The organism is Desulfonatronum zhilinae, from assembly GCF_900182865.1.
Taxonomy (GTDB): Bacteria; Desulfobacterota; Desulfovibrionia; order Desulfovibrionales; family Desulfonatronaceae; genus Desulfonatronum; species Desulfonatronum lacustre.
Genome location: NZ_FXUJ01000002.1, coordinates 97526 through 113800, shown reverse-complemented (window position 1 = coordinate 113800; position 16275 = coordinate 97526). Strand labels below are relative to the sequence as shown.

Here is a 16275-nt window from a genome sequence, read left to right as displayed (position 1 = left end):
ACCATGACTCATCCATTGCAAAGCCTCTTCTCCTGGTGGCCCTTCTTGCCCTGGAGCCGCCGGGACGAACACGCCCTGCTCAAGGCCAACCGCGAGTACTTTACCGCTTTCAGCCAGGACAAACCCCTGACGGAGTACGAGTTCGTGGTCTTTGACACGGAATTGACCGGCTTGAACGAGCGACGGGACGAGGTCGTATCCATCGGCGCGGTGCGGATCCGGGAAATGCGCATTGATCTGCAGAACTGCTTTTACACCTGTATTCAGCCGAATCAATACGTTCCCAAAAGCAGCACCCTGATTCACCGGATCACCCCTTGTCAGACCGAAGAGGCTCCCAAGCTGGAGACCGTACTTCCGGAGTTCGTCTCGTTCTGCGGGCAGGCCCTGCTGGTGGGGCACAACATCGGGCTGGACATCGGGTTCATGAACCGGGCCTTGAAGAAGCATTTGGGCGGGGCCCTGCACAACCCCTGCCTGGATACCATGCGACTGGCCATGCTGTACAAGGAGTCGCAGTGGGAGAACTACTACGACCGCTACAACCTCAACGTTTCCTATACGCTGACCGACCTGAGCAAGGAGTACGGCCTGCCCCTGTTCGACGAGCACAACGCCCTGCAGGACGCCATGCAGACCGCGTACTTGTTTTTGTTCTTCGTGCACAAACTGCACGGAGGGAAGATCAAGACCCTGCGGGATTTGTTCCTGGCCGGGAGGAGCTGGCGCTGGGTATAGATCAGCATCGAAATCGAAATCGAAATCGTGATCAAAGTCGGTGCTTGTATTATATCAATTTAGCAGAGAACAAATTTGCCCTGGCGGCACCCTGCAAAGGGATGGACAATAGGGTCCATTCCAAGCAGTTTTTGTATAGACAACCTGAATCCTTGGGAGGGGAGCATGAAGACACGAATGGATGAGTACTGGGGGAAGAACTTGCGATTGATCGCCATTCTTCTGGGGATTTGGGCCGTCGTAGGCTATGTGTTCGGGATCCTTCTGGTGAACCCGCTGAACAATTTCAGTCTGGGTGGATTCCCGCTGGGCTTTTGGTTCGCCCAGCAGGGGTCGATTTACGTCTTCGTCGTGCTGATTTTCGTCTACTGCTATCTGATGAACAAGATGGACAAGGAATACGACGTACAAGAGTAGCGGTATTCATTGGCATTCATGTCCATGATCCGGCATCGCCGGTGCGTCATGGGCGAACACGAGGAGCATCCCATGTCGATCTTAGCCTGGACCTATATCATGGTCTTCATAACATTCGGATTGTATTTAACCATTGCCTGGCGCTGCCGCGTGCAGGACACCAAGGGGTTTTACGTTGCCGGCGGCGGGGTGCCGCCCCTGGCCAACGGCCTGGCCACGGCCGCGGACTGGATGAGCGCGGCCTCGTTCATTTCCATGGCCGGGATGATCTCCTTTCTGGGTTACACCGGCGCGGTGTATCTGATGGGCTGGACCGGCGGCTACGTGCTCTTGGCCTTGCTTTTGGCCCCGTATCTGCGCAAATTCGGCAAGTTCACGGTGCCGGACTTCGTGGGCGACCGCTACTACTCCAGCACGGCCCGGCTGGTGGCCCTGATCTGCGCCATCTTCGTCTCCATCACCTACGTTGTCGGCCAGATGCGCGGCGTGGGCATCGTGTTCAGCCGGTTTCTGGAAGTGGACGTGAACACCGGGGTGTTCATCGGGATGGCCATCGTTTTTTTCTACGCGGCCCTGGGCGGAATGAAGGGCATCACCTGGACCCAGGTGGCCCAGTACTGCGTCTTGATCACGGCCTTCGTGATCACCGCCGTGTCCTTGTCCATAAAAGTCACGGGCAATCCCATCCCGCAGTTGGGCTTTGGCTCGACCATCGCCGAGGGCCAGTACGCCGGGCAGTACCTGCTCACGGCCCTGGACAGTATTGCCACGGACCTGGGATTTCGTGAGTATACCTCGGCCTTTGGCCCGGGGAACATGAACATGCTCTCGGTGATCTGCATCACCATGGCCCTGATGGTCGGCACCGCCGGCCTGCCCCACGTGATCATCCGCTTCTACACCGTGCCCAGCGTGAAGGCCGCCCGGATCAGCGCGGGTTACGCCCTGCTGTTCATCGCCATCCTGTACACCACCGCCCCGGCCGTGGCCGCCTTTGCCCGGTACAACATCATCGACAGCCTGAACGAGCAACCTTATGCCGATGCCCCGACCTGGTTCACCAACTGGGAACAGACCGGATTGGTGGCCTGGGTGGATAAGAACGACGACGGGATCATGCAGTTTAGAGCCGGGGCGCCTTTTGTTGGAATCCCTCGGTTCACCGGAGAAACCGGGCCGCAAGGTCAGCGGTTGGTGGCCAACGACCCCACGGACAATCCCAACGAGCTGTACATCGACCGGGACATCATCGTGCTGGCCAACCCGGAAATCGCCAACCTGCCGAACTGGGTCATCGCGCTGGTGGCGGCCGGAGGTCTGGCCGCGGCATTGTCCACGGCCTCGGGATTGCTGATCGTTATTTCATCCTCGGTGTCCCATGATCTCTACTACCGGATGATCAACCGCCAGGCCACGGAAAAACAGCGCATGCTCGTCAGCCGGATCATGATCGGCGTGGCCGTGGTCATTGCCGGGTACTTCGGCATCAATCCACCAGGATTCGTGGCCCAGATCGTGGCCTTTGCCTTCGGTCTGGCCGCCTCGTCCTTCTTCCCGGTGATCATCATGGGCATCTTCTCCAAGCGGATGAACAAGGAAGGAGCCATCGCCGGGATGACCGCGGGCATCGGGTTCACCATGTTCTACATCATCCAGACCCGCTTCTTCGGCGTTGACCCCTGGTTCTTCGGGATCACCGCGGAAGGCATCGGGACCATAGGCATGCTCTTGAACTTCGCCGTGGCCCAGATCGTCTCCTCCATGACCAAGGCGCCGCCCCAGGAGATCCAGGACCTCGTGGAATCCATCCGCTCGCCGCGCGGCGCCGGAGCGGCCGTGGATCACTAGTGGATCACTGGTGGATCACTAATTGACTTGACGCGATCCCTCGCGCTTGAAGCAACAGCCCCCTTCCCGCATTCCACGCGGGAAGGGGGCTGTTTTTTTGGTTGATCCGCAGAGCTTTCCAGCTTTTCTTCTTGCGGGGGACCGTTGATTTTGGCATGAGTTGAAACCAGGAATGGAAGTGTCCATCCTTTTGCACACCTCGCCACTGATCCCCTTCAGCCATGGGGCCGCTCATGCCGGAACAGAACACCCAAAACGACAGTGATCCGCTTCCTGGCTTTGATCTCCAGGACATCTTTGACAACGCCCCCATCGGCATTTTTACGTCCACGCCCGAGGGACGCTTCATTTCGGCCAACCCCTCTATAGCCAAAATGCAGGGATATGATTCACCAGAAGAGCTGATTGAATCGGTCACGGACATCGCCGCACAGGTGTATGCCGACCCGGAAGACCGGAAGAAATTCATCCGTTTGCTGGAAGAGCACGGCGAGGTGGTCAATCATGAATGTCGGTTCCGTCGTCGTGACGGGACGGCGTACTGGGTATCCAGCAGCGTTCGGACTTTGAGAAATTCCGAAGGGCGTATTGTTGCTTATCAAGGATTCACCACGGATATTTCCGAGTGTAAACGGATCGAGCGACACTATCAGGACCTTTTGGAGAACATCAACGACGTCGTTTTTTTGTGGATTTGGACGGGCGGATCACCTACCTCAGTCCTTCCGCAAAGAATTTCATGGGGGAAAAAGCTGTTGACCTTCTTGGTCGTAACTTTCGTGAACTCATCGATCCCAGAGATATCCCCCTGATTGAGCACGCTTGGGAAAATGTTCTGCGAGGCCGGTTGGAGCCCGATCAATACAGGCTCTGCCTGGAACCAGGCGAAACTTTATGGGTGCGCACCTCAAGCCGTCCGATGGTGAAAGATGGTGTGGTCTGCGGCATTGTCGGTGTGCTCACGGACATCACAGAGCAGAAACGGGCCGAGGAGGCGCTGTGCGAGAGTGAAGCACGGTTCCGAAGCTTGTTTGAACATGTCCCCACCGTTGCTGTTCAAGGGTATGGAATGGATGGCGTGACGCTCTTTTGGAACAAGGCTTCTGAGAGATTCTATGGATACTCACCGGATGAAGCCATAGGGAAAAACCTTGTCGACCTGATCATTCCGGATGAAATGCGAGCGGGTGTTGTTCAGGAAATCAAAGCCATGTCCGAAACCGGAACGCCTGTTCCAGCCGCGGAACTTCATCTCAAGCGCAAGGACGGGTCTCGTATCCAGGTTTATTCCAGCCACGCCATTATCCACAGACCCGGCCAACCTCCTGAGCTGTTCTGCATTGATGTCGATCTGACTGAGTTGAAGCAGGCCGAGAGAGCCTTGTTGGCAGCCAAGGAGCAAGCCGAAGCCTCCAACCAGGCGAAATCCGAGTTCCTGGCAAACATGAGCCATGAAATCCGCACTCCGCTCAACGGGATCATGGGCATGATGCAGCTTTTGGAAGATACCACATTGGACTCCGATCAACGACAGTACGTCCAATTGTGCATGTCCTCGGCCAACCGACTGACCCGGCTGCTCTCGGATATCCTGGACCTGTCCAGGGTCGAAGCGAACAAGATGACCATCCATGAGGCCGAGTTCGTCGTCCAGGAGCTTGCCGACTCCGTGTCCGGCCTGTTCACCTTCAATGCCCAAGCCAAGGGCGTGGCCTTGGAGTGCAACGTTGATTCTGCAATCCCCTTTAAACTCATTGGAGACGAGGCACGGGTCAGGCAGATTCTTTTTAACCTGGTTGGCAACTCCCTGAAGTTTACGGAAAAGGGACATGTCCGAGTCGAGATGACGTTGTCGGCGTCGGATACGAATGATAACGCCGATGTGCTTTTCACCGTCACGGATACGGGCATCGGCATTCCTGAAGATGGGGCGAAACACCTCTTTGACCCCTTCTTTCAGGTGGACGCTTCCTCTACCCGAAATTTTCAGGGAGCCGGTCTTGGCCTGACTATTGTCAAACGGCTCGTGGACCTGATGGGCGGAAAGATTGCCGTGGAAAGCGAAGTCGGCCAAGGAACCACCGTGCGTGTGCTCTTGCCGTTCAAACGGCCTGCCGGTGCGGGCATCCCTGACCAGATCGAGGTGACGGGCCAACTTCATGAAGCCAAGCACAAACTGCGCATCCTGTTTGTTGAGGACGAACCGTCAAACGCCCTGCCGACCCGCAAACTGTTGGAAAAGGCCGGTCATGCGGTGACGCTGGCCGAGGATGGGCAACAGGCTTTGGACTTGTTCAAAGATCAGGATTTCGACGTTATCCTGATGGACATCCAGATGCCGGTGATGAACGGAGTCGAAGCCACCAAGGGCATTCGCTCATCCACCGACCTCGGTCCCAAGAAAGACATCCCCATCATCGCCCTGACCGCCTATGCCATGTTTGGAGATAAGGAAAAATTCTTGGAGGCCGGGATGGACGATTATTTGGCCAAACCGGTGCGGATGGAGGATTTGGAAAAAGTGCTGGAAAAACACTTACGCACAATCCAAAACATGGAGGAGTAAATGAGTCGAGCCTGAAAAGCCATTATCGCCAATAGAGCGCACCATGTGCTGCGGAGTGCGGCGGATGGCTTTTGGTTGAACCGAAACCGGCATCATTCTACTCCACCACCACCCCGGCGTAGCCCACCACCTGGGAATAGTCCCCGGTCGCGTCGCCGGAGGTGGCGTAGGCGATCAGGCGGGCCTGGGTCGCTCCAAGTGCGTTGGCCGCGGCCAGCCCCAGGGTCATGGGCAGCATCCCGCACATGGAGATCCGCTGGTCGCGCACCGTGGCGTAGAGCTTTTCCGGGTCGCGTTCCAGGGCGGCTTGCAGGGCCAGGCCGTCCAGTTCCTTGGCCCGCTGGGCGGAAACAAAGTGACTCATGTCCGAACTGACGAGGATCAGTACTGGTTTGGGCCACTTTGCGAGCACCTCGGCCAGTTCCCGGGCCGTGCGCAACAACACGTCCAGGCGCGGTTCGGCCACGGCCAGCGGGACGATCCTCGTTTGGGGTTGGACGGCCCAGAGAAAAGGCAGGAGGACCTCCAGGGAGTGCTCCTGGAGATGGGCCTGGTGGTCCGCTTGAATTGCGGGAGCAGCCTCCAGGATGTGTCCGGCCAGCCTTTCGTCCACGTCCAGGTGCGCGCCGGGCAGCAGCCAGCGACCATCGGGCCACAAGGCCAAGGGCTGTCCGAGTCCGGTATGGTTCGGGCCCAGCAGGAGCACGGTTTCCGTCGGGATCACTTCAGACAGGGTCTTGCCGCCCACGGACCCGGAGTACGCGTATCCGGCGTGTGGCAACATGGCCAGCAGGGCTTTGCGCGGCGTGGATTCCGGGGGGAGATGGCTGCGGACTTCCGCCTCCCAGGCCTGCCTGGTGCCGGGATAAAACCGCCCGGCGACAACGGGGTTGCGGTCCATGACGATTCCTCCGATCAAGATTTAGGATGGCGGGTTCAGAGCGGTTGAAAAACACCAAGACAGTCGGGCAGCAAGGCCCAAATCCTACGCCAAAACCCCAACGCTGCCCAGGCGTGACGGTGAAGAATTTTGCTGCATTTTTATCAAGATGACGCATTCAATAGCTTAAATTTAAATTATTTTGATATCATCTTTAAATTTAATCTTTAGCTTCCAATTCAATACAAATAGCCAATAATCTTGATATTCAGCTCAAAAACAGGCTTGCCTTTCCTGAGCATCTCATGAATAAGTCGCCTTGCTAGCACTCACCGTCTTCGAGTGCTAGCAAAACAAACCAATTCGGAGGAGAAAAAAATGAAACTGAAGCCATTGAATGATCGTGTTCTGGTAAAGCGGCTCGAGGGCGAGGAAGTGACCAAGGGAGGGATCATCATCCCTGATTCCGCCAAGGAAAAGCCGATGAAGGGCGAAGTGGTCGCCGTGGGCCCCGGCAAGGTGGGCGACGACGGCAAGCGCGCCGAGATGGCCGTGGCCGCCGGAAACAAGGTGCTCTTCAACAAGTACGCCGGCACCGAGATGAAGGTCGACGGCGAAGAGTTCCTGGTGATGCGCGAGGACGACATCCTGGCCATCATTGAAGACTAGGCCTTTCGCATCGCGATTCGACCAGGCACATCAACGACACCAACGAATTTTAGGACGCAAGGAGAATAACCATGGCTGCTAAAGAACTGCTTTTTGACACCAAGGCGCGTGAACGACTGAAGAAAGGCATAGACACCCTGGCCAACGCCGTAAAGGTAACTCTGGGACCCAAGGGCCGCAACGTGGTCATCGAGAAATCTTTCGGTTCCCCGATCATCACCAAGGACGGCGTAACCGTTGCCAAGGAAATCGAGCTGACCGACAAGTTCGAGAACATGGGCGCCCAGATGGTCAAGGAAGTGGCCAGCAAGACCAGCGACGTGGCCGGCGACGGCACCACCACCGCCACCATCCTGGCCCAGGCCATCTACACCGACGGCGTGAAGCTGGTAACCGCCGGCCGTAACCCCATGGCCATCAAGCGCGGCATCGACAAGGCCGTGGAGGCCGTGACGGCTGATCTGGTCAACCAGACCAAGCCCACCCGCGACCAGAAGGAAATCGCCCAGGTCGGCACCATTTCCGCCAACAACGACCCGACCATCGGCAATATTATCGCCGAGGCCATGAACAAGGTCGGCAAGGAAGGCGTGATCACCGTTGAGGAAGCCAAGGGCCTGGAGACCACCCTGGAAGTGGTGGAGGGCATGCAGTTCGACCGCGGCTACCTCTCCCCCTACTTTGTGACCGATCCGGAAAAGATGCTTTGCGAATTGGACGAGCCGCTGATCCTGATCTGCGAAAAGAAGATCTCCAGCATGAAGGACATGCTGCCCGTGCTGGAGCAGGTGGCCAAGATGTCCAAGCCGCTGTTGATCATCTCCGAGGATGTGGAAGGTGAAGCCCTGGCCACCCTGGTGGTGAACAAGCTGCGCGGCACCCTGCAGGTTTCCGCGGTCAAGGCCCCCGGCTTCGGTGAGCGCCGCAAGGCCATGCTCCAGGATATCGCCATCCTGACCGGCGGCCAGATGGTTTCCGAAGACCTGGGCATCAAGTTGGAGAACATCTCCCTGAACGACCTGGGCAAGGCCAAGCGCATCGTGATCAACAAGGAAAACACCACGATCATCGACGGTGCTGGCGATCCTGAGCAGATCAAGGCCCGGGTGCGCCAGATCCGCAGCGAAATCGAAGAGACCACCTCCGATTACGACCGTGAAAAGCTGCAAGAGCGGCTGGCCAAGATCGTCGGCGGCGTGGCCGTGATCAACGTGGGCGCGGCCACCGAAACCGAGATGAAGGAAAAGAAGGCCCGGGTCGAGGACGCTCTGAACGCCACCCGCGCCGCGGTTGAGGAAGGCATCGTGCCCGGCGGCGGCGTGGCCCTGGTTCGTGCCGTGAAGAGCCTGGATGCCATCAAGACCGTGGACGACGACGAGGCCGCCGGTGTGGCCCTGGTCCGTCGGGCCATTGAGGAGCCGCTGCGGATGATCTCCGCCAATGCCGGCTTCGAAGGCTCCATCGTGGTGGAGAAGGTCAAGGACGGCAAGGACGGCTTCGGCTTCAACGCCGCCACCGGCGTCTACGAAGACCTGATCGCCGCCGGCGTCATTGATCCCAAAAAGGTGACCCGCATTGCCCTGCAGAACGCCGCTTCCGTGGCCGGTCTGCTGCTGACCACCGAATGCGCCGTGGCCGAAAAGCCTGAGCCCAAGAAGGACATGCCCATGCCCGGCGGCGGAATGGGTGGAATGGGTGGAATGGGCGGAATGTACTAAACGCCTGTCCACGAGAACGGATACTGCTTCGCAGCAAAAGGCCGGACATTTTTGTCCGGCCTTTTGTTTTTGGTGCGACAAGCAGGTCTTGCGCGAATTGCCGGGTTTGCTTTAACACGGTTTCAGGGCAAGGGTATGCGCGGGTCTAGTTGCCTGGTTTTCGAGAACGACATGAATCGTATGGGCAAGGGGTGGTCGGATGAAACGATGCTTTGAAGATCTCTGCGGAACCATGGATCGGCTGGGGGTGCCCCGGGAGTCCAAATGGCGCGGCTTGATACTGTATATGCGCAGCATCAGGGACTACGATTTTTTGACCCCGACACAACGCGAGCGAACCCAGGAACTGGTCATGGAGGTGCTGCGCAAGAAGGACTTTTCCGATGAAGCCTTCCGCAGGCTGGTCCGGGACAACGAGGGGATCATCAACGACCAGTGGCGGGAAAGACTGACCGAGGCCCTGCAGGATACCGCGCAGTTGATCAAACAGTTTCAGGAGCTGTTGGCGCACAGGAAAAACGACGTCCAGGAATTGAGCGCGATGACCCTGGAAACCATTCAGAGCGAACAACCCCTGGACGAAATGGTGCGTGGTATTCAGGGCGGCTTTCAGAAGATCGAGGGCCTGTTGCAACAGGACCTGGAAACCATCGTCTCCATGGGACTGACCGACGATTTGACCAAGCTGAACAATCGTCGGGCCCTGGACGCCTTTCTGAGCCGGGCCATTTCCGAGGCCGTGGCTTCCGGAAAACCCTTGTCCCTGATCTTCATGGACATCGACCACTTCAAGAAATTCAACGACGACTACGGCCATCTGGTGGGGGATCAAGCCCTGGTCACGGTGGGCGCGATGATCCGATCCTTCGTCGAGTTCCAGGCCAAATTGAATTCGCGCGATTTTTTTCCGGCCCGTTTCGGAGGAGAAGAGTTCGCCCTGGTTCTGCCCGGGATTTCCGGGGAGGAGGCCGTGGCGCTGGCCGAGACGATCCGCAAGAAGATCGAGAACTACAATTTCCTGGTTCGCGACGCCGACGGCGAGGTGCTCTCGGCTGGAATCAAAATCACCATCAGCGCCGGGGTCGGGGAACTGCATACCGTGTGCGGGCTGTGTCCGGGCATTTCCTCCCTGCTCGACGTCGCGGACAAGGCTTTGTATCAGGCCAAAAGCAACGGCAGGAACAGGGTCGAGTTGTACTCGAAGGACTAGGACGGGGAAAAACTCTCCCCTACGCCACCGACGTCGGCAGGGCGGCCATGATCCGTTGGACCAGGTGCTCCAGCCCCTCGCCGGACGCCACGGAGATCCCGACGCCTTCCGGAAAAAGTCGGCCAAGTTCAAGCCGATCTTCCGCGGCGAGCAGGTCGAGTTTGTTGAGCACCAGCAAAGCCGGAATTTCGTGCAGCCCCATGTCCGTCAAAATGACACGGACGTCCCTGACCTGGCGCTCCAGCTCCGGATGAGCGGCGTCGGCCACGTGCAGAAACAGGTCCGCCTCGTCCAACTCTTCCAACGTGGCCCGGAAGGCCTCCTTGAGTTCCGGCGGCAGACGGCGGATGAACCCCACGGTATCCGTGAGAATTACTTCCCGGTGTTCCGGAAAACGGACCCGGCGGCTTGTTGGGTCCAGGGTGGCGAAGAGCTTGTTTTCGGCCAGCACCTCGCTGGACGTCAGCACGTTCAACAAGCTGGACTTGCCCGTGTTGGTATAACCGACCATGGCCACGACGGGCAGCCCCACCTTTTGCCGCCTGGTCCGGGTGGCTTCCCTCCGGCGGCGAAGCACATCCAATTCCTGCTTGATTTTGGCGATCCGCTGGCGGACCTTGCGCCGATCCAACTCCAGCTTCGTCTCCCCCGGTCCTCGTCCCCCGATCCCTCCGGCCAAACGGCTCATGGCCCTGTCCTGACGGACCAGCCTCGGCATGGCATAGCGCAACTGGGCCATCTCCACTTGCAGTTTTCCGGCTCTGGTCTTGGCGTGCTGGGCGAAAATGTCCAGAATCAGCTGGGTCCGGTCCAGGACCTTGCGCTCGCTGAGCTGGGTCAGGTTGCGGATCTGAGTGGGACTTAAATCCTGATCGAAAAGCAGCAGGCCGGCATTGGCCCGCAGGGCTTGGACCTCCAGTTCAGCCAGCTTGCCCTTGCCCAGAATGTGCTTGGGATTTTGGCGCGTCACCCGCTGGATCACCAGGCCGACCACGTTGATTCCGGCGGTCCGGGCCAGTTCCGTCAGTTCCTGGAGGTTGCGCTCCTGCTCGGCCCGGGAGAGCGTGTCCACGCTGACCAGCAGGGCCCGGTCCCCGGGCCGTCCGGCGTCCGGAGAGGCGTCCTGGGCGGCGATGGTCCTTCCCAGTTCCTCTTCAATGGCTTCGGTTTGCTCCACGAAATCGACGTGCACCTGGTCCCAGGAGACGGGCTTGGAAACGCGGTACGGTCCCTGGTCCGACGCACCGGGCAGCAGATGAGCCCAGGACAGCACGCTGGGCAGGCCCGAGGGGTCCAGACCCAGGGCGGCGATGGAGTCCAGACGCAGAAAGATCAGGTCCATCAGATCTTCTTCGTTCAGGGAGTCTTGATTCAGGTGGGTGTGCAGCAGGCGCAGCCCGCGCAGACGACCCGGCCCGTGGCGGCCGGGAGGGAGTTCAGGGATGAGAATGCCGTGAGCGTCGCCCACGACGATGATTTTCGGACGACCCTGGCGATCAATGAGCAGTCCGATCTGGCGGCCCAGGTCCGTGCTGAGCATGGCCAGCTCCCGGGCCTGTTCCAGGGTGTAGCCGCCCAGCGCGGGGTAGCGCCGTTGGTGGAGACGGGTCAGGGCCTTGATCTGGCTCGGCTTGAGTCCGGCGGTGTTGCCGTGAACTTGGGCGGCTATGTCGCGACCTCTCCGAAGTCTTTTTCCAGATAGCCCGCGATCATCGCGTCATAGGCGGAGGTCAGACGAAAGGTCTTGGCCGCGGTTTCACGGCGCAGGGCCAGGCTGACATGATAGTGCTGGGAGCCCAGTTCGGCCATGATCCTGGGATAGTCGTCAGGGCCGGGAACCACCAGCACGCTGTGAAAGTTTTTCGCTGCGGCGCGGAGCATGGTCGGACCGCCGATGTCGATCTGTTCGACGCAGGCCCTCAGGGCCAGATTTTTCGCCAAAGCTTTGGCGAAATCGTACAAGTTGACGCAGATCAGGTCCAAGGGCAGCAGGTTGCGTTGGGTCAGGGTCCGAAGGTGTTCGGGATTGTCCTTGTCCGCCAGCAACGGGCCATGGATGTGCGGGTGCAGGGTCTTCACCCGCCCGTCGAGGATTTCGGGGAACCCGGTGACCTCACTGACGGCACGGACCGGAAGTCCGGCGTCCAGGAGCGTCTTGCGCGTCCCTCCGGTGGAAATGAGCCGGACCCCGCCCTGGTGCAGAAACGTCGCGAACTCCGCCAAGCCGGTTTTGTCCGTGACGCTGAGCAGGGCCTGTCTGATGGGCAATAATTGCATACCGTCCTCCCTGGCTTCGGACATGCCACAAGCCCGAAATCTTGGCAAGACGGCGCCTTGGCCCTGTATATGGGGAAATCCTTTCCTCTGGACGATCCGTCCGGACCGGGACTGAAGCCCGACCCGGACGATTTCGGTCACGACAGAGGAGAAATCACGGGATGCGCAGTGGTCTTTGGCAAAGGGAGTTTTTCAACGTCACTGGTTGCTACTGGGCCAGTTCCATCAGGAGTTCTTTCGCCGGATCATAGGAGGGATCGCTCTCCAGGGCCCGTTCAAGTTGTTCGCGAGCCTTACCCACCTGACCAAGCTTGACCAGGATGCCTGCCAACGTGAACCGGATTTCGGCCTTGTCCGGATTGAGTTCCAGGAAGTTCTCCAAAGGGACGAGGATCGCGTCCAGACGGTTCAGGCCGTGGCCGGCCTGGACGAGACCGTAGAGGGCCACCAGATTTTCCGGATTGTGTTCCAGGGCTTGGGAGAAGTGGGTAAAGGCGCTGTCCAGAGCGCCGGTTTCCATTTCCACCAGGGCCATTCCGGCCAGGGACTTGTCGTTGGCTTCGATTTCCGAGGCTCGACGATACAGGCTGAGGGCGTTTTCCAGGTGCCCGCGCTGCACCGCCACCGTGGCCAGGCCCAAGTAGGGATCCGGATGGGTTCCGTTGGAGTTGGCGGCCTTTTCATAATATTGCTCGGCCTTGTCCAGTTCACCCATGAACAAATAGCATTCCCCAAGTTCCTTGTTGATTTCGTAGTCGAGATGGCTGGTCATGATGGTCTCTCCTCTGAGTTGTTTGATCCGTATTGACGTCTGTTCGACTGACGTCCGACCTTGTTGCGGAAGCTTTGCATCCTTCATGCCAATAATTCGCTGCAATCCTTGCCGCGCTTGGTCGGCCCGCCTTCATCCGATCCTCTGTGTATCGTTGGAACGGGAGTTGCTAATATCCATGGCAATCAACCGCGCCCATCGGGCTTGTTTTCGGGCTGATAATTACAAACACCCCGAAAATACAGGAGGAATGAAATCATGAAAAGCCTGTTCAGTTCACATATCCATCTTCAAGCCAAGGTTCTGGACATGCGTCTGGAACGTCAAAATGTCGTCGCGGGAAATCTGGCGAACATCAAGACCCCCGGCTACAAGGCCCGGAGCCTGGAGTTCGAGGAGGACCTGCAGCGGGCCTTGGGATTGGACGCCCGGGGAAAGATGACCCGAACCAACGCTGAGCACATGCCGGCAAAATTCGACGCCAAGAGATTTTCCGCAGACTTCATCAAGGACCTCAAGCCACGGGTGGTGCAGGGCGAGGACGCCGTGGACCTGGACAAGGAAATGACCACCATGGCCAAGAACACCTTGCTTTACAACACGCTGATCACCACGCTGCAGAGGAATTTCGAAGGACTGAAAACCGTCATTTCCGAGGGAGGCAAATAATGGACTTCATGACCGCCCTGGAGATCGGAGCGTCGGGTCTGAGCGCCGAGCGGACGCACCTGAACATCATCTCCATGAACCTGGCCAACGTGAATACGACGCGGACTCCTGAAGGCGGACCGTATCGTCGCAAAAGCGTCGTCTTTCAATCCACGCCCCTGGATTCTCCCTTTACCAAGGCCATGCGTTCCGAGTTGGAGCGGGAAGTCAAGGGCGTGAAGGTTTCCGGCGTGGTCACGGACCAGCGGCCCTTCAAACGGGTTTACGACCCCGGACATCCGGACGCGGATGGGCAGGGCTACGTCAGCTTGCCGGACATCAACGTGGTCGAAGAGATGGCCAACATGATGACCGCTCTGCGCACCTACGAAGCCAACGCGGCCACGATCTCCTCGGCCAAGACCATGTTCAACAAGGCCCTGGAGTTGGGCCGATAACCTTCTTTTCGCTGACGCGAATTCACGGAGGACGTTATGTCCATATCCCCCATTGCCTTGAAGGCCTACAACCAAGCATCGCAAATGGCGCGGCCCGAGACCATCAAGCCGCATGAAGAGGTCCGCTCGTTCACCGATACGTTGAAGGGTTCGCTGGCCGAGGTGAACAACCTCCGTCATGAGTCCATCGGGATGATCGAATCCTTTGCCTCCGGCTCGAATCAGAACGTGCACGAGTTGATGATCTCCATGCAGAAAGCCAGCTTGTCCATGAGCATGACCTCCGCCGTGCGCAACAAGATCATGGAAGCCTATAAGGAAGTGCTGCGGATGCCTTTCTAATGTTTGAGGGTTCAGCGTTTACGGTTCATGGTTGGGGCAAGCGGCTCCGACCTTTGATCCATGCTCATTCCCTTCCAACCTCTTCCCGAGAATCTTCAGCCAACCTTCAACAATCACGTCGGAGCCAGCCATGCCTCCTTTTCTGGAAAATCTGAAAGCCAAGGCCCTGCAAATCTGGAGCGATTCCAGCGCCTCTCAGCGCATCATGGTCGGCGGTTTGGCGGCGACCCTGGTTTTGGTCTTTTTCCTGCTCATGTACTGGATCGGTCGCCCGGATTACGCGGTTTTGTACGACCGCCTGACTCCCGAGGACGCCAGTCGGGTGAGCACCATCCTGCAGACCGGCAAGGAACCGTACCGGCTGGCGGACAACGGGCAGACCATTCTGGTCCCGGCGGATCGGGTTCATGAACTGCGGTTGCGTGTCGCCGGGGAGGGAGCGCTGCGCGGTCCGGGGTTGGGGTTCGAGTTGTTCGACGACGTCAAACTCGGCCAGACCGACTTCATCCAACGCATCAACTACCAGCGGGCCCTGCAAGGCGAGCTGTCCAGAACGATTTCCGAATTTCCGGAGGTGGAAAGCACCCGGATTCATTTGGTCATTCCGCATCGCAGCCTGTTCATCGAAGAGCAGAGTCCGCCGTCCGCGGCCGTGATTCTGACTATGAAACAGGGCTCCAGGCTGGACAACCGCCAGGTCCAGAGCGTGGTCAACCTGGTTACATCCTCGGTGGAAGGATTGACTCAGGATCACATCACCGTGTCCGACACCACCGGGCAGGTCCTGTACCAGCCCAAGAGTTCGGACACTTTGGAAGGCATGACCAACACTCAGTTGGAGTACAAGCTGCAACTGGAACAGAACCTGGAACGGCGCATCAGCCAAATGTTGATTCCGCTGTTCGGCCACGACCAAGTCATCGCCAAGGTGAACACGGAACTGGATTTCAGTCGACGGACCATCGTCAGGGAACTGTTCGACCCGGACAGCGCCGTGGTCCGCAGCGAACAGAAAAGTGACGAAACCAGCATCGGACAGTCCAACCTGGAAGCCGGGGTTCCCGAACCACAGTTTCAGGGGGACGGCTTCGCCGGCCAGGGTACCTATCAGGAAAGCGCTCGTTCCCAGTCCACGACCAATTTTGAAATCAACCGCGAAGAACAGCAGATCGTCATGCCTCTGGGCGAGTTGCAGCGATTGAGCGTGGCGGTTATCGTCGATGGAACATACGAGCCGGTGACCGAGGGCCAAGGACATGTCTTCGTGCCGCGCAGCGCCCAGGAACTGCAACGGATCGAACAGCTGGTCCGCAACGCCATCGGCTTTGATGGGGCCCGGGGCGACAGCGTGGAGGTCTCCAGTATTTCCTTCGGCGCTCCGGAAATGATCCCGCCGCCGAGCCTGGCGGACGTCATTCTGGATTACGGTCGGCAGTTCGGCAAACCGATCCTGAATTTCCTGCTGGTCCTGCTTTTCCTGCTCCTGGTGGTCCGCCCCGTGGTGATGGCCATGATCCGTCCGCGTGTCGCCGAGCAAGACGAGGGCGCGATGGATGAATTGGAAGGGACGGAAGCGATGGCTCTGGAAGGTGCCGAGGCTCAAGAGTCCGAGGGTATGTTGGCTCAGCGCCGCCTGGAAGAGCTGAAGCAGGCCACCGCGGAGCTGTTTCAGAAGAACATGGAGCAGAGCGTCCAAGTTCTGAAGATCTGGCTGAAAGAGGAGAACGCCTGA

16 protein-coding genes are annotated in these 16275 nt (G+C 58.6%); 12 read left to right on the top strand and 4 right to left on the bottom strand.

The features are described from left to right. Nucleotides 1-3 precede the first annotated feature (3 nt). The 5 genes from AC559A_RS02935 (at nucleotide 4) to AC559A_RS02915 (ending at nucleotide 5569) form a co-directional block, all read left to right on the top strand. A complete protein-coding gene (locus AC559A_RS02935; protein ID WP_084032216.1) occupies nucleotides 4-738 on the top strand; it encodes a 3'-5' exonuclease in 735 nt (244 codons plus the stop codon). Between the two features lie 165 nt (nucleotides 739-903). Continuing rightward, entirely contained in the window at nucleotides 904-1155 is a 252-nt protein-coding gene (locus AC559A_RS02930; RefSeq protein WP_028572539.1) for a DUF4212 domain-containing protein, read from the top strand. A gap of 72 nt (nucleotides 1156-1227) precedes the next feature. Continuing rightward, complete coding sequence (locus tag AC559A_RS02925; RefSeq protein ID WP_028572540.1) at nucleotides 1228-3003, top strand: sodium:solute symporter family protein; 1776 nt, start codon at nucleotides 1228-1230, stop codon at nucleotides 3001-3003. A gap of 233 nt (nucleotides 3004-3236) precedes the next feature. After that, entirely contained in the window at nucleotides 3237-3815 is a 579-nt protein-coding gene (locus tag AC559A_RS02920; protein WP_498816165.1) for a PAS domain-containing protein, read from the top strand. After that, a complete protein-coding gene (locus tag AC559A_RS02915; protein WP_498816163.1) occupies nucleotides 3743-5569 on the top strand; it encodes a PAS domain-containing hybrid sensor histidine kinase/response regulator in 1827 nt (608 codons plus the stop codon). The genes AC559A_RS02920 and AC559A_RS02915 overlap by 73 nt, the downstream gene beginning before the upstream one ends. 97 nt (nucleotides 5570-5666) lie before the next feature. Here AC559A_RS02915 and amrB read toward each other — a convergent pair whose 3' ends face one another. Then, a complete protein-coding gene (gene amrB / locus AC559A_RS02910) occupies nucleotides 5667-6470 on the bottom strand; it encodes an AmmeMemoRadiSam system protein B (protein ID WP_498816162.1) in 804 nt (267 codons plus the stop codon). A 357-nt stretch (nucleotides 6471-6827) separates the two neighbouring features. Here amrB and groES point away from each other — a divergent pair, with 357 nt between their 5' ends. From groES to AC559A_RS02895, 3 genes are all read left to right on the top strand, one after another. After that, the gene (groES, locus tag AC559A_RS02905) at nucleotides 6828-7118 is read left to right on the top strand and encodes a co-chaperone GroES (RefSeq protein WP_028572557.1); all 291 of its coding nucleotides are present in this window, start codon (nucleotides 6828-6830) and stop codon (nucleotides 7116-7118) included. A gap of 71 nt (nucleotides 7119-7189) precedes the next feature. Next, on the top strand, nucleotides 7190-8836 hold the full coding sequence (groL, locus tag AC559A_RS02900; protein WP_028572558.1) for a chaperonin GroEL: 1647 nt from the start codon (nucleotides 7190-7192) through the stop codon (nucleotides 8834-8836). A 199-nt stretch (nucleotides 8837-9035) separates the two neighbouring features. Further along, nucleotides 9036-10046 (top strand): GGDEF domain-containing protein, encoded by a 1011-nt coding sequence (locus tag AC559A_RS02895; RefSeq protein ID WP_498816160.1) that lies wholly within the window; start codon nucleotides 9036-9038, stop codon nucleotides 10044-10046. 19 nt (nucleotides 10047-10065) lie between these two features. Here the strand turns inward: AC559A_RS02895 and hflX are convergent, their stop codons facing one another. The 3 genes from hflX to AC559A_RS02880 all read right to left on the bottom strand — a co-directional run bounded on the left by hflX (nucleotide 10066) and on the right by AC559A_RS02880 (nucleotide 13095). Then, on the bottom strand, nucleotides 10066-11586 hold the full coding sequence (gene hflX, locus AC559A_RS02890) for a GTPase HflX (RefSeq protein ID WP_498816158.1): 1521 nt from the start codon (nucleotides 11584-11586) through the stop codon (nucleotides 10066-10068). Nucleotides 11587-11711: 125 nt separating this feature from the next. Continuing rightward, entirely contained in the window at nucleotides 11712-12323 is a 612-nt protein-coding gene (locus tag AC559A_RS02885; RefSeq protein WP_028572561.1) for an IMP cyclohydrolase, read from the bottom strand. 208 nt (nucleotides 12324-12531) lie between these two features. Beyond that, a complete protein-coding gene (locus AC559A_RS02880) occupies nucleotides 12532-13095 on the bottom strand; it encodes a tetratricopeptide repeat protein (protein WP_498816157.1) in 564 nt (187 codons plus the stop codon). 258 nt (nucleotides 13096-13353) lie between these two features. Between AC559A_RS02880 and flgB the strand changes: the two genes are divergently transcribed. The 4 genes from flgB (at nucleotide 13354) to fliF (ending at nucleotide 16275) form a co-directional block, all read left to right on the top strand. Beyond that, nucleotides 13354-13764 carry a flagellar basal body rod protein FlgB gene (gene flgB / locus AC559A_RS02875; RefSeq protein WP_498816155.1) on the top strand — a complete coding sequence of 137 codons (411 nt, stop codon included), beginning with the start codon at nucleotides 13354-13356 and terminating at the stop codon, nucleotides 13762-13764. After that, nucleotides 13764-14201 carry a flagellar basal body rod protein FlgC gene (flgC, locus tag AC559A_RS02870; RefSeq protein WP_498816153.1) on the top strand — a complete coding sequence of 146 codons (438 nt, stop codon included), beginning with the start codon at nucleotides 13764-13766 and terminating at the stop codon, nucleotides 14199-14201. The genes flgB and flgC overlap by 1 nt, the downstream gene beginning before the upstream one ends. Nucleotides 14202-14237: 36 nt before the next feature. Then, nucleotides 14238-14543, top strand: coding sequence for a flagellar hook-basal body complex protein FliE (fliE, locus tag AC559A_RS02865; RefSeq protein WP_028572565.1), 306 nt, complete (start codon nucleotides 14238-14240; stop codon nucleotides 14541-14543). 130 nt (nucleotides 14544-14673) lie between these two features. Then, a complete protein-coding gene (gene fliF, locus AC559A_RS02860) occupies nucleotides 14674-16275 on the top strand; it encodes a flagellar basal-body MS-ring/collar protein FliF (protein WP_498816152.1) in 1602 nt (533 codons plus the stop codon).